Raw genomic sequence first — 12,696 nt, 5'->3', positions numbered from 1 at the left:
GCCCGGACAGTGTCTCCCAGCCGGACGCGAGCCGGATCACGCGGTCACGCGCGGGCGCGCGGCGGCTACGGCCGGGCCAGGTGCCGCATCGCCAGCGCCAGTTGCAGCCGGAGTCGGCCCTGCGGGGTGCGCACCGGCCAGCCGAGCAGGTGCTCGGCGTGGGCCAGCCGGTCCTGGAGCGTCGAGTGATGGACGTTGATCTCGGAGGCGGCCGCCCGCAGGCTCGCCGTGGACGCGACCGCGTGCAGCGTCGCCGCCAGCCAGGGCGTGGTCGCCGCGGCCGTCTCCAGGGCACGGACGTCGGGCGGCGGTTCGGCGCCCGGCACGACGAGATCGGCGAGGAGGGCGATGCCGCCCAGCTCGTCGGCGTACACGACCCGTGGGCCGGGGTCCTGCGGGGTGCCTTCGGCGGTGAACCGCAGGGCGGTACGGGCCTCGGCCCAGGACCGCGGGAGCTCCAGCACGGGAACGGCCGGCCCGACTCCGAGCCGTCCGACCGTGCCGGCCTCCGCCCCGTCGGGCACGACTCGTGGCCGGTCGTTCAGCGGGGCGAGAGCCCGGGCCGGGACCGTGGGGTCCAGTCCGAGGCGACGGGCGGCGTGCAGCCGGGCAGGTTCCGGGGCCGTGCCGTCGAGGAGCGTCTCGACCAGCGCCGGATCGTAGGCCGGGGCCCGTCCGCGGGTGCGGTCGAGAACGAGACGTATGGCACCGGCGGCCCGCTCGAGAATCACCGCGTCGACCACACTGGGCGCGACCCGGGCGTGCCCACCGCCAACCATCCGGGACGGTGTCCCGGTGCGGTCGGCGTCGGCCATGCGGGACGACGCCGCCCCGGCTCGGTCGGTGTCGAGCATGCGGGGCGCTGTTTCGTCGCGGTCCGTGTTCGCGGCGTCGGGTGCCGCCTCGGTGCGGCCTGTGTGTTCCACGTCGTGCGCGAGCCCGGCGCGGTGCGTGTCCACGGCGTGGGAGGCCGCCCTGGCATGGTCGGCGTTCATGTTGCCGGGCGCCGACCCGCCAGGGTCAGCGTTCACGGCGCCGGACGCCGCCCCCGCACGGCCCGTGTCCACGACGTCCGACGCCACCCCGGCCCGCTCCAGCCACAGCGCCGCCGTGCCGTTCGGGGTCAGCCGGGCGGACGGCCAGGTGGGATCAGGTGGCGCCTCGGTGTCCCGCCTCGTGCCGTCGGGCTCCACGCGCACGTGCACGCGCCGTTCGGGGTCCACCAGCCGGGCCGGGCAGCCGGCCAGTACGGCGGCACCGCGTACGAGTGCCTCCACACCGGCCCTGGACTCGGCCAGACGGTCGAAGTAGGCGATGACCCGGACCGCCGCACCGGCATCCGGATCGAGCGCGGTCAGGCGCCCGGCCAGCTCTTTCATAGGCCCATGGTGCGGCACGCGGCCGCCGAGCGGGCCCCGCGTGCAGGTGACTGCCCGCGCGCGCTGCCCTGGCCGGCGCCGGTGGCAGTCCGCGCTGGGGACGGTCGGCAGGGCAGGTGCGGCAGGAGTGGGAGTCGAGCCGGGGCGAGCTGCGTGCGCTTCCCCGGCCCGCCGGACTCTGCGCCCGTCACGCGCTCAGCAACCTCCGCAGCCAGTCCACATGGGCCGCCCGCGCCGACTGGGAGAGCGCCGCCTGGGGTGCGAAGCCGTCGAAGCCGTGGAAGCCGCCGGGCCAGACGTGCAGCTCGGCCACGCCGCCGGCCTGCCAGATACGCGAGGTGTAGGCGACGACCTCGTCGCGGAAGGTCTCCGCGGAGCCGACGTCGAGGAACGCCGGGGGCAGCCCGGTCAGGTCCTCGGCACGGGCCGGTGCCGCGTACTCCGGCACGTCGGGGCCGCCGCGCCGCGAGCCCAGCAGCGCGGTCCAGCCGGTCTCGTTGGCGGTGCGGTCCCATACCCCGAGGCCCGCCATCTGGTGGGTCGACGGCGTGTCGTTGCGGTCGTCGAGCATCGGGCACAACAGGACCTGCCCGATCGGCTGCGGCCCCTTGCGGTCCCGTGTGAGCAGGGCCAGGGCCGCGCACAGCCCGCCGCCCGCGCTCGCGCCCGCGATGACGATCCGCTCGGGGTCGGCACCGAGCTCGGCGGCGTGGTCCGCCGTCCACAGCAGCCCGGCGTACACGTCCTCGAGCGGCGCGGGATACGGATGCTCCGGCGCCAGCCGGTACTCCACCGACACCACGACCGCGTCCAGCGTCCGTGCCCATGCCAGCGGGACGTCGACGCCGACCCGGTTGTTCCCGATGACCATGCCGCCGCCGTGCACGTGGTAGATGACCGGCCGCGCCCCGGCGGTCGCCGGAGCGGTCGGCCGGCAGATCAGCAGCGAGATGTCGGGCTCGCCCTGCGGCCCGGGCACCTGCCGGTCCTCCACCTCGAACGTCCCGCCCATCGTCAGGTCCAGATCGGCCAGCAGCTGGATGCCAGGGCCCTGGCGCACCTCGGCGATCTCGTCCAGCGTGAGACCCGGACTGATCATCTCCTTGATCAGCTCCAGGGCTCCGGCGAGTTCCGGGTCGAACGGGGGCGGAACATGTGTCATGACGTCTCCTCATGCGAGGTCGCGGCGGCTCGTGCGGCCATGGTCGGTCCCGCCGCCCCGGCCGCGGACGCCGCCGTGCGGCGGAACCTGCCCGCCGCACGGCGGGTGGCGCTCCGGTGCCTGGCGAGGGCCACCGCAGTGAGCGCCGCGACCAGCGCGCACACCCCGAGCCATCCGAAGCGGCCGTACGCGCGCATGCCCAGCCACGAGCCGACGGCGCCACCAAGATACGCGCAGGTCATATAGGCCGTGGTGAGCCGGCTGCGCACCTGCGCGCGCAGCCCCTGGATCCGCACCGTGTTGGCGACCATCCCGGACTGCATGCCGACGTCGAGCAGCAGCGTGCCCACGACCAGGGCCGCCACGCCCGCCGCACCGCCGACACCGCCCAGCGCCAGCACCGCGGCCGAGGCGCTCACCGCCAGGAAGCACACCCCGTTGACCGCGTCCGGCCCCCGCCGGTCGACCCGGCGGCCCGCGACCGGCGTGCACACCATGGTCACCGCGTTGACCAGGGCGAGCAGCCCCACGGCCCCCGCACCCATGCCGTACGCCGGACCGGTGAGCAGCAGCGCCACACCCGTCCACACCGCGGAGAAACCGGCGAACACCAGGGCCTGGTACAGGCAGGAGCGGCGCAGATCCGGCTCCCTGCGCAGCAGCCGCAGCGGCTCGGCCAGGAGCGCGAAATAGCCCTGCGCGGAGGGCGGGGACGTCAGCGGAAGCAGACGCGCCGACAGGGCGGCCACCGCCAGGGACAGCACGGCGGCCAGGACGTACGGTGCCCGCCAGCCCAGCCAGTCGCCGAGCGCGCCGCCGACGGTGCGCGACAGCAGCATGCCCGCGAGGGAGCCGCTCAGCAGGGTGCCGCCGGTGACGCCACGCCGCTCCTGCGGCACCAGACCGGCCGCCAGCGGCCCGGCGAGCGGTGCCACCACCGTCGTCACCCCCACCAGGGCACTGGCGCCGGCCAGCGGCACCAGCCCCGGCGCGGCGCTCGCCGCGAACAGACCGAGCCCGGTCAGCGTGAGGAGCGTGACCAGCAGCGGGCGGTACGGGAGGCGGTCGCCGAGCGGGACGAGCAGGCAGATCCCGGCCGCGTAGCCGAACTGCGTCGCGGTGACGACGCCGGCGGCCGCGTCGGGCGAGACGTGCAGCCCGGACGCGATCAGCGGGCTGAGGGCCTGAGGGAAATAGACATTGCCCACGGCCGTACCGCAGACGAGCGCCAGGGCCAGGACGACCCGGGGACTCGCGCCCGGGTGCGCTGTAGGCTGCCGATGATCGTGATCCGTCATGGACCGAAGTCCACGCCATGGCCGGGCGGTTGCCAAAGGATGTAGCGGGGGCCTTAATGATCAGCTTCCGGCTCGACGCCGAGGACCTCGCCGACACCCGCTTCGCGATCTCGCCCCTGCGCGAGGTGGTGGGCAGCCTGCGCGCCCTGCGCGCCCCCGCCCTCTACCCCCTGCACGTCCGGTGGCGCGCCGCCGTGCTCCACGAGCTCGCCCCGGCCGACGCCCGGCTGCTCGCGGCCCTGGTGGGGGACACCCTGGCCCTGCCCGACTTCCTGACCCCCAGGCCGGCGTCCTTCGCGTCCACTCTCGACGAGCAGCTGACCGTCGTACGCGCCACACCCGCGCAGACCGTACGCCGTGACCTGCTCGCCGCCCACGCGCCCAGGCCCCTGCCGGCTGCCCTGCGGGCGGTCGCCGCGCCTGGTGACGCTCCCGTCGCGGAGCTGCTGGAGGAGCTGAGCGAACTCCTGCGGCGGTACTGGGAGTCGGCGCTGCTGCCGTCCTGGCCCCGGATGCGGCTCGTGCTGGAGGCCGACATCACCCACCGGGCACGGCAGCTGGCCACCGGCGGCGCCCGGCTGCTCTTCGCCGACCTGCACCGCAACCTGCGCTGGGACGACGGTGTCCTGCGCGTCGACCGGATGCGCGGACATCACCACGTGGACGGCTCCGGACGCGGCCTGCGCCTCGTCCCGTCGCTGTTCGCGCACCAGCCGGCGCCCCCGGTCAGCGCCGCGGAACCGCCGATGCTCGCCTACCCCAGCCGGGGCGCCGCCACCCTGTGGGAACCGGAGCCCGAGCCGGACGCCCCCGCCCTGACGGCCCTGCTCGGCGCGCCCCGCAGCACGCTGCTGCGGCTGCTGGCCGAGTCCCTGCCCACGGTGGAGCTGGCCCGGCGCCTCGGGGTGACCCCGAGCGCCGTGTCCCAGCACCTGCGCGTCCTGCACGCGACGGGCCTGGTCACCCGCGCCCGCGACGGCCGCCGCGTCCTGTACCGGCGCAGCCCGCTGGGGGAACGGCTGGCCCGGCACGGCGGGGCCTGAGCCCTCAACGGCTCGCCTCACCCGACCGAGCCGGAGCGGACCCGGATGCCGGCCCGCTGCGCGAGACGACGCGCATGCCGCAGCCGTCGACGACCCGGACCTGGAGCGAGCCGCATCCGCAGCGCGTCCACTCCGTGCGGCCCGTCGCGGTGGTGTGCCGGGACAGCACCTGGAACGGCTCGCCTCCGTCCGGCCAGCCGCAGTGCGGGCAGACGGTGCCGGTGGTGCTGATCATGTCTCTGACTCCTCGTACGTCGTGGCTGGTTGACCGTCGCGACACAGCCAGGGTGCGTCGGAGTCTCCGTACACGTCCAGGTTGACTTTGTGGACCCCATTGTGAAGCGTGGACTTCATGATTGACCTGCGCCGGCTGCATGTCCTGAGGGCGGTCGCCCACTACGGCACGGTCACCGCGGCCGCCCGAGCCCTGCACTTCACCCCGTCCGCCGCCTCCCAGCAGGTCCGCCAGCTCGCCCGTGACCTGGGCGTCGACCTGCTGGAACCGCAGGGACGCGGGGTCCGCCTCACTCCGGCCGCCGAGAGCCTGCTCGCGCACGCCGACGCCATCCAGGCCCGCTGGGACCAGGCGGAACTCGATCTTCGGGCGGACCACGGGGCGCCGTCCGGAGTGCTGCGCGTGACGGGCTTCCCCGTGGCCATCTCGGTGCTGCTCGCGCCGATGGCGGCCCGGCTGGGGGAGCGGCACCCGCGGCTGTCCGTACGGATCACCGAGGCGGGCGTCCCGGAGAGCTTCGACCTCCTCTTCGAGGGTGACATCGACCTGGCGATCGTCGAGTCGACCCCGCACAACCCGCCGCTGAGCGACACGCGGTTCGACCAGCAGCCCTTGCTCGACGACCCGTTCGACCTGGTCGTCCCCGACGGGCACCGGCTGGCCGGACGGGCCCGGGTCGATCTCGCGGAGGCGGCACACGAGCCGTGGATCGCGCCTGTGGAGGAGAGTGCCTGCCGCCCGCACGTCCTGTCCGCCTGCGGCGCGGCCGGTTTCACCCCCGACGTCGTCCACCACGCCCTCGACTGGAACGTCGCCGCCCACCTCGTCGCCCACCGGCTCGGCGTCGCCCTCATCCCGCGCCTGGCCCACCTGACCCCGCATCTCCCGATCGTCCGCATCCGCTGCGAAGGCAACCCCCACCGCAAGCTCCTGACCTGCACCCGCGGCGGCGGCCACGCCCGCCCGGCGGTGGCAACGGCCCTCCGAGAACTACGGGAACTGGCCCCCACGGCCGTCGCCTGAAACCCCGACTCGGGCGCACGAAGCGGGCCCCTGGTCCGTCCATCCGAAGCCCCGGCGGCCCACCGCTCCCGCCGGGTAGCGCTGCGGGGCGTCCGGCGAACCGTGCACGGCGCGACGGCGCTGCGCCGCGGCCGTGTGGGGCGGCCCGCCCGTACCAGTTCTTCGGTGTCCTGCCGGCGACACTGATCGCCCAGGCGGCCATTGTCCGACCCCCGCCCCAGGCCGCTCAAGGCCCGGGCGCCACCCTTCCGCGGCGCGTCCCTCGGCCGTCCGCCCGAAGGCCTGGCCATCCACCGCCGGCGCTGTCTCCCTGGGCTGTGCCGCGCGGTCCGAATGTCGGCGGCCGGTGATTGCCGAGACGTCCATCGTCGCGTCCCTCGCCCCGGGCCGTTCACCACCGGACGCGGCCCTCCCACGGCGCGTCTCTCGGCCGTCCGCCCGAAGGCCGGGCGGTCCAGCCGCCGGTGCTGCCCCGCCGGGTAGCGCTGCGCGGCCTGAATGCCGGCGGTGGTGATCGCCGAGATGGCCGTCGTCCGTTCCCCGGCCCCGGGCCCGCCCGTGCGGGCGTCGCCCTCCGCAGCGCGTCCACCGGCCGCCGAGCCAAGCCCGGGCCGTTCACGGCCGGCGCGGCCCTCCTCGGTAGCGCTGCGCGGGCTGAATGCCCGCGGCGATGATCGCAGAGGCGGTCATCGTCCGTCTCCCCACCCGGCTGTTGACCCGCGGACGCCGCTCTCCGCAGCGCGTCCGTCGGCCGCCTGTGAAGCACGGGTCGTTGACCCGCGGACGCCGCTCTCCGCAGCGCGTCCGTCGGCCCCCTGCGAAGCACGGGCCGTTCACCACCGGCCGCCGCCCTCCGAATCGCGTTCCCATCGGTCGCGCCCAGCAGACCCCGCGAAGCCCCCGCCCCGTCACCGCCCAGGCGCCCCCACCCGCAGTGCGTCCATGACGAGGTCCAGCAGGCGGGTGGCGCGTGGTTGCCAGTCGATGTGGGGGTCGATCGTCCAGAGGCCGCCGATGGTGAGGAAGAGGTCGTCCGCGGTGATTCCCGGGCGGATGGTGCCGGCCTTCTCGTTGGCGCGGAGGAGGAGTTCGGCCGCCTCGGTCAGCGGGGTGTGTGCCGGCTTCGCCGGCTTTCCCGGCGCGCTGGTGGCCTGGCGTAGCGCGTCGGCCAGGCCGGCCTTGGTCATGGCGAACCGTGCGCAGCGGTCCATCCACTCACGCAGCGCCTGGTCGGGTTCCCGGCTCTCCAGCAGCGGTGCCGCGGTGTCGGCGACCTGCTGCATCTCGTGCCGGTAGATCTCCATGACGAGGGCCTCACGGCTGGGGAAGTGGCGGTAGAAGGTCCCCTGCCCGACGCCCGCCTTCTTGGCGATCGCGCTCAGCGGCGCGTCCGCCGAACGCGTCAGTTCGACCAGCGCGACCTCCAGGATGCGCTCGCGGTTGCGTTGCGCGTCCGAGCGCAGAGGAGCGTCCTTCTTCTGCGGCACTCGCCCTCCTCGCGGCCTTGGCCGAAACCCGGCCCTTGTTAAGCGGACAGTTGTCCGTTACGTTTCCGGGTAACGGACAACTGTCCGCTTGCTCCATCGTATCGGCGGGACGCCCGCGCGGACAGTCCCGAGACGACCGTGCCACGGCAGGCCTGCCCCGCATCCTGCACCGCCACGAACCGGCCCCGCCACCCACACTCCTGCCTGCCGACCTTGCGACGTGAGAAAGAAGGCTTCCATGCCACCATCGACGTCCAGCGACCTCACCCTGTCCGTCAACGGCGAGAAGTACACGCTGACCGTCGACCACCGCACCACCCTGCTCGACGCGCTGCGCGAGCGCCTCGATCTGACCGGCACGAAGAAGGGCTGCGACCAGGGCCAGTGCGGCGCTTGCACGGTGCTGGTCGACGGCCGCCGGGCCGTGTCCTGCCTCCAGCTCGCGGTGGCGGCCGAGGGGCGTGAGGTCACCACCATCGAGGGCGTGGCCGAAGGCGATCAACTGCACCCGGTGCAGCAGGCGTTCCTCGACCTCGACGGATTCCAGTGCGGTTACTGCACGCCGGGGCAGATCTGCTCGGCCATCGCCCTGATCGAGGAGCACGCGGCGGGCTGGCCCAGCGCCGCCACCGACGACATACGACCCCAGGCGGGACCGCCACCGCTGACCCCGGAGGAGATCCGGGAGCGGATGAGCGGCAACCTGTGCCGCTGCGGCGCCTACGTGTCGATCGTCCAGGCCGTCGCCCGCGCCGCCGAGGCGAAGGGAGCGGCGGCATGAGGGAGTTCGGTTACCAGCGCGCCTACGACGTCTCCGGCGCCGTGGCGCTGCTCGACGGCGACGACGAAGCCCGTTTCCTGGGCGGCGGCACCAACCTCGTCGACCTGATGAAGACCGGCGTCGAGCGGCCCGCCCGGCTGGTCGACGTCCGCGAACTGCCCCTGAACCGCATCGAGCCGACCGGCGACGGCGGGCTCCGCATCGGCGCGACCGTCACCAACAGCGACCTCGCCGTGCACCCCGAAGTGCGCCTGCGCTACCCGGCGTTGGCGCAGGCGGTGCTGGCCGGCGCCTCCGGGCAGCTGCGCAACATGGCCACCGTCGGCGGGAACCTGCTCCAGCGCACCCGCTGTGGCTACTTCTCCGACATCACCTCGGCGTGCAACAAGCGCATCCCGGGCAGCGGCTGCCCCGCCATCACCGGTGAGCACCACAATCACGCCATCCTGGGCGCCTCCGAGCACTGCGTGGCCACGCACCCCTCCGACATGGGCGTGGCGCTCGCCGCCTTCGACGCGACCGTGTCCTACGAAACGGCGGACGGGCCTGGGGAGTTGCCGCTCGCCGACTTCTACCTGCCGGTGGGGGAGACCCCGCACCTGGAGACGGCCCTGCCGCCGGGCGCGCTGATCACCGGCGTCACCCTGCCGCCCGCCCCGGTGGCCGCCAGCTCCCGCTACCGCAAGGTACGCGAGCGTGCCTCGTACGCCTTCGCCATCGGTTCGATCGCCGCCGCGCTCGACGTCGAGGACGGTGTCGTACGGGATGTCCGCCTGGCCTTCGGAGCGGTCGCCTCCCGCCCCTGGCGGGCCCGCGCGGCCGAACGCGCCCTGCTCGGCGCCCCGGCCGACGCCGAGAACTTCGCGGCCGCCGCGGACGCCGAACTGGCTCACGCGAAACCGCTCCCCCACAACGGATACAAGGTGACCCTGATGCGCAACCTCGTCGTGGCCGGCCTGAGCGAACTCGCCGAGGAGGCCACTCGATGACCACTGTCACCAAAGGCTCCGTCGGTACGGCGCACACCCGCGTGGAAGGCCGAGACAAGGTCACCGGAGCGGCCCGGTACGCCGCCGAGATCCCCTTCACGGAACTCGCCCACGGCTGGCTGGTCCTGTCCACCGTCGCCCGCGGCCGCATCCGCGCCCTCGACACCGAACCCGTCCTCGCCATGCCCGGCGTCCTCACCGTGCTCCACCACCACAACGCCCCGCGCGTCGACAGCGACTACGTCGGACTGCTGGGCGTCCCGCCGGACCCGAGCGTCGCCCTCTTCCAGCACGACCGAGTGATCCACATGGGCTGGCCGGTGGCGCTGGTCGTCGCCGAGACGTCCGAGCAGGCCAGGGAGGCCGCCGAGGCCCTCGTCGTGACTTACGACCAGGAGCCGCACGACGTCGCGTTCTCCGCCGAGCGGCAGACCGAGGCGTATCCGGTCGACGGCCATGCGCCGGGCGTGATGGAGAAGGGCGACCTGGAGGCCCAACTCGCCTCCTCCGCCGTCGTGGTGGACGCGGAGTACACCACTCCGGAGGAACACCACAACCCGATGGAGCCGCACGCCGCGACGGCCCTGTGGGAAGGCGGCCGGCTCGAGGTCGTCGACTCCAACCAGGGCACCACCTGGATCGCCGGCGAACTCGCGAACCTGTTCTCCCTCGACCCGGCCTCCGTGCGGGTGCGCTCCGAGCACGTCGGCGGCGGCTTCGGCAGCAAGGCCACCCGTGCGCACCAGGTGGCCGCCGTGATGGCCGCGACCGTCCTGCAACGCCCGGTCAGGGTCGTCATGACCCGCCGGCAGATGTTCTCGCTCGCCGGCTACCGCAGCCCCACGGCCCAGCGGGTCAGGCTCGGCGCCGACGCGGACGGTCGGCTGCGCGCCCTGGAGCACCAGTCCCTGAACATGACCTCGTCCGTGCACGAGTTCGTGGAGCCGAGCGCCGCCGCGAGCCGGGCGATGTACGACGCGGACGCGCATCACACGGCCAGCCGGGTCGTGCGGCTCGACGTGCCGACCCCGACCTGGATGCGCGCCCCCGGGGAGGCGCCCGGCTCGTTCGCGCTGGAGGCGGCGCTCGACGAGCTCGCCGAGCGGTGCGGCATCGACCCGATCGAGCTGCGCCTGCGCAACGAACCCAGCGTGGGCCCGGTGTCCGGGCTGCCGTTCAGCAGCCGCAACCTGATCGCCTGCTTCCGGGAAGGCGCCCGCAGGTTCGGCTGGGCGGAGCGCGACCCGCGCCCCGGCGTGCGCCGCGACGGCCGCTGGCTGCTCGGCACCGGAACCGCCGCCGCCTCCTTCCCCGCGGGAGCCATGCCCTCCACGGCGGCCGTCACCGCGGAGGCGGACGGCACCTTCACGGTGGGGATCAACGCCGCGGACATCGGCACCGGCGCCCGGACCGCGCTCACCCTGGTCGCCGCCGACGCGCTGGGGGTGCCGACGGACCGCGTCCGGGTGCGCATCGGGGACAGCGACCTCGGTCCGGCGATGATCGCCGGCGGCTCGGCGGGCACCCGCTCCTGGGCCTGGGCCGTCACGGCCGCCGCCGAGGAACTGCGGCGGAGCCTCGCGCCGGGCGCCGACATTCCGCCGGAGGGCATCACCGTACGGTCGAACACGGCCGAGGCCATCGGCGCCCTCGCCCAGAAGGAACGGCACTCCTTCGGCGCGCAGTTCGCCGAGGTCGCCGTCGACCCGGCCACCGGCGAGGTCCGGGTGCGCCGCATGCTGGGCATCTTCGCGGCCGGCCGGATCGTCAACCCGCTCACCGCCCGCAACCAGCTCGTCGGCGGCATGATCTGGGGCATCTCGATGGCGCTGCACGAGGAAGCCGTCCGGGACCGGGCCACGGGCGGCCTCTACGGCGCCGACCTCGCGGGCTACCACGTCGCCTCGCACGCCGACATCCCGCACATCGAGGCCGACTGGGTCGACGACCCCGACCCGGACGACCCGGTCGGCATCAAGGGCATCGGCGAGGTCGGCATCGTGGGCGCCGCCGCGGCGGTCGCCAACGCCGTCTGGCACGCGACCGGCGTCCGCCACCGCCACCTGCCGATCCGCCCCGACCGTGTCCTGATGGCGGGCGGCGATGCTTGACCTCGCCGGGCACCTGCACGAGTGGCTCGAGGAGGGCCGGGACTTCGCCGTCGCCACGGTCGTCGCCGTCGGCGGCAGCGCCCCGCGCCCTCCCGGTGCCGCCCTGGCCGTCTCCGCCGACGGCACGGCCATCGGCTCGGTCTCCGGAGGATGCGTGGAGGGCGCGGTGTACGACCTGTGCCTCCAGGTTCTCCAGGACGGGCAGACGCGTGTCGAGCGGTTCGGCTACAGCGACGAGGACGCCTTGGCGGTCGGACTGACCTGCGGCGGAACGATCGACATCATGATCACCCCGTACGGCGTCGGCCGGACGGCCCAGGCCGCCGCCCTGTCGGCCGCCGCCCACGGCGAGCCGGTGGCGCTCGCCCGAGTGGTCCACGGCCCGCCCGGCCTCCTCGGCCGGGCGGTGCTCGTACGCCCCGACGGCACGCACGAGGGCAGCCTCGGCGGCCACCCCGACCTGGACCGCACGGCGATCGCCCAGGCCGGCGCCCTGCTCGACGGCGGACGCACCGGCACGATCGAGGTCTCCGAGGACGGCTCGCACTGCCTGGGCGGACTCACCCTGCTCGTCGAGTCGGCCGTCTCCGCGCCCCGCATGATCGTCTTCGGGGCCATCGACTTCGCCGCCGCCCTCGCACGGGCGGGCAAGTTCCTCGGCTACCACGTCACCGTGTGCGACGCCCGCCCCGTCTTCGCGACCCGGGTCCGCTTTCCCGAGGCCGACGAGATCGTCGTGGACTGGCCCCACCGCTATCTGCGGCGGACGGAGACCGATGCGCGGACCGTCCTGTGCGTGCTCACCCACGACGCCAAGTTCGACATCCCCCTGCTGACCGAAGCCCTGCGCCTGCCCGTCGCCTACGTCGGCGCCATGGGCTCCCGCCGCACCCACCAGGACCGCAACCGGCGGCTTCGGGAGGCGGGGCTGAGCGAGCGGGAGCTGGCCCGGCTCAGGTCACCCATCGGCCTCGACCTGGGCGCCCGTACGCCCGAGGAGACCGCCCTGTCCATCGCGGCGGAGATCGTCGCGGCCCGGCACGGTGGCACGGGCCGGCCGCTCACCGGAGCGGGCACCCCGATCCACCGGGACGAGCGGGCGGCCGGGCAACTGCCGCAACCGGTCTGAGCGGCGACTTCGCCGACGGCATGCCGGAGGGGTCGCGGCCGGCGACGGCCTCGACCCCT

11 protein-coding genes are annotated in these 12,696 nt (G+C 74.5%); 6 read left to right on the top strand and 5 right to left on the bottom strand.

Annotated features, from left to right (window positions below; all coding sequences use genetic code 11):
- Positions 1–65: 65 nt before the first annotated feature.
- From ACIBNA_RS13405 to ACIBNA_RS13395, 3 genes are all read right to left on the bottom strand, one after another.
- The gene (locus tag ACIBNA_RS13405) at positions 66–1,379 is read right to left on the bottom strand and encodes a helix-turn-helix domain-containing protein (RefSeq protein ID WP_399165344.1); all 1,314 of its coding nucleotides are present in this window, start codon (positions 1,377–1,379) and stop codon (positions 66–68) included.
- Positions 1,380–1,566: 187 nt separating this feature from the next.
- Complete coding sequence (locus ACIBNA_RS13400; RefSeq protein WP_399165343.1) at positions 1,567–2,541, bottom strand: alpha/beta hydrolase; 975 nt, start codon at positions 2,539–2,541, stop codon at positions 1,567–1,569.
- The gene (locus ACIBNA_RS13395; protein WP_399165342.1) at positions 2,538–3,839 is read right to left on the bottom strand and encodes an MFS transporter; all 1,302 of its coding nucleotides are present in this window, start codon (positions 3,837–3,839) and stop codon (positions 2,538–2,540) included. Before ACIBNA_RS13395 ends, ACIBNA_RS13400 begins: the two co-directional genes overlap by 4 nt.
- Before the next feature lie 56 nt (positions 3,840–3,895).
- On the opposite strand from ACIBNA_RS13395, the gene ACIBNA_RS13390 reads away from it, so the two are divergent.
- Complete coding sequence (locus ACIBNA_RS13390) at positions 3,896–4,882, top strand: ArsR/SmtB family transcription factor (protein WP_399165341.1); 987 nt, start codon at positions 3,896–3,898, stop codon at positions 4,880–4,882.
- Positions 4,883–4,886: 4 nt separating this feature from the next.
- On the opposite strand, the gene ACIBNA_RS13385 is transcribed toward ACIBNA_RS13390, so the two are convergent.
- Entirely contained in the window at positions 4,887–5,117 is a 231-nt protein-coding gene (locus tag ACIBNA_RS13385) for a hypothetical protein (RefSeq protein WP_399165340.1), read from the bottom strand.
- A gap of 117 nt (positions 5,118–5,234) precedes the next feature.
- Here ACIBNA_RS13385 and ACIBNA_RS13380 point away from each other — a divergent pair, with 117 nt between their 5' ends.
- A complete protein-coding gene (locus ACIBNA_RS13380) occupies positions 5,235–6,140 on the top strand; it encodes a LysR family transcriptional regulator (protein WP_399165496.1) in 906 nt (301 codons plus the stop codon).
- A 908-nt stretch (positions 6,141–7,048) separates the two neighbouring features.
- Here the strand turns inward: ACIBNA_RS13380 and ACIBNA_RS13375 are convergent.
- The gene (locus ACIBNA_RS13375) at positions 7,049–7,627 is read right to left on the bottom strand and encodes a TetR/AcrR family transcriptional regulator (RefSeq protein ID WP_399165339.1); all 579 of its coding nucleotides are present in this window, start codon (positions 7,625–7,627) and stop codon (positions 7,049–7,051) included.
- Between the two features lie 238 nt (positions 7,628–7,865).
- On the opposite strand from ACIBNA_RS13375, the gene ACIBNA_RS13370 reads away from it, so the two are divergent.
- Genes ACIBNA_RS13370 through ACIBNA_RS13355 form a run of 4 tightly spaced genes read left to right on the top strand, consistent with a single transcriptional unit; the run spans position 7,866 to position 12,637 of the window.
- The gene (locus ACIBNA_RS13370) at positions 7,866–8,408 is read left to right on the top strand and encodes a (2Fe-2S)-binding protein (RefSeq protein WP_399165338.1); all 543 of its coding nucleotides are present in this window, start codon (positions 7,866–7,868) and stop codon (positions 8,406–8,408) included.
- Complete coding sequence (locus ACIBNA_RS13365; RefSeq protein WP_399165337.1) at positions 8,405–9,397, top strand: FAD binding domain-containing protein; 993 nt, start codon at positions 8,405–8,407, stop codon at positions 9,395–9,397. Before ACIBNA_RS13370 ends, ACIBNA_RS13365 begins: the two co-directional genes overlap by 4 nt.
- Positions 9,394–11,508 (top strand): xanthine dehydrogenase family protein molybdopterin-binding subunit, encoded by a 2,115-nt coding sequence (locus tag ACIBNA_RS13360; protein ID WP_399165336.1) that lies wholly within the window; start codon positions 9,394–9,396, stop codon positions 11,506–11,508. The genes ACIBNA_RS13365 and ACIBNA_RS13360 overlap by 4 nt, the downstream gene beginning before the upstream one ends.
- Positions 11,501–12,637: an XdhC family protein gene (locus tag ACIBNA_RS13355; RefSeq protein ID WP_399165335.1), complete on the top strand. Its 1,137-nt coding sequence runs from the start codon at positions 11,501–11,503 to the stop codon at positions 12,635–12,637. The genes ACIBNA_RS13360 and ACIBNA_RS13355 overlap by 8 nt, the downstream gene beginning before the upstream one ends.
- Positions 12,638–12,696 lie beyond the last annotated feature (59 nt).

It is taken from the genome of Streptomyces sp. NPDC050164, from assembly GCF_044459945.1.
Taxonomy (GTDB): Bacteria; Actinomycetota; Actinomycetes; order Streptomycetales; family Streptomycetaceae; genus Streptomyces; species Streptomyces coeruleorubidus_A.
The sequence above is the reverse complement of the archived record's forward strand: the minus strand, read 5'-3'. Positions and strand labels throughout refer to the sequence as shown.

Excerpts from the sequence above, each read along its gene's own strand:
- ACIBNA_RS13355 (WP_399165335.1), top strand. The coding sequence starts at position 11,501 with ATGCTTGACCTCGCCGGGCACCTGCACGAGTGGCTCGAGGAGGGCCGG.
- ACIBNA_RS13395 (WP_399165342.1), bottom strand. The coding sequence starts at position 3,839 with ATGACGGATCACGATCATCGGCAGCCTACAGCGCACCCGGGCGCGAGT.
- ACIBNA_RS13360 (WP_399165336.1), top strand. The coding sequence starts at position 9,394 with ATGACCACTGTCACCAAAGGCTCCGTCGGTACGGCGCACACCCGCGTG.
- ACIBNA_RS13390 (WP_399165341.1), top strand. The coding sequence starts at position 3,896 with ATGATCAGCTTCCGGCTCGACGCCGAGGACCTCGCCGACACCCGCTTC.
- ACIBNA_RS13400 (WP_399165343.1), bottom strand. The coding sequence starts at position 2,541 with ATGACACATGTTCCGCCCCCGTTCGACCCGGAACTCGCCGGAGCCCTG.
- ACIBNA_RS13385 (WP_399165340.1), bottom strand. The coding sequence starts at position 5,117 with ATGATCAGCACCACCGGCACCGTCTGCCCGCACTGCGGCTGGCCGGAC.
- ACIBNA_RS13380 (WP_399165496.1), top strand. The coding sequence starts at position 5,235 with ATGATTGACCTGCGCCGGCTGCATGTCCTGAGGGCGGTCGCCCACTAC.
- ACIBNA_RS13365 (WP_399165337.1), top strand. The coding sequence starts at position 8,405 with ATGAGGGAGTTCGGTTACCAGCGCGCCTACGACGTCTCCGGCGCCGTG.
- ACIBNA_RS13405 (WP_399165344.1), bottom strand. The coding sequence starts at position 1,379 with ATGAAAGAGCTGGCCGGGCGCCTGACCGCGCTCGATCCGGATGCCGGT.
- ACIBNA_RS13370 (WP_399165338.1), top strand. The coding sequence starts at position 7,866 with ATGCCACCATCGACGTCCAGCGACCTCACCCTGTCCGTCAACGGCGAG.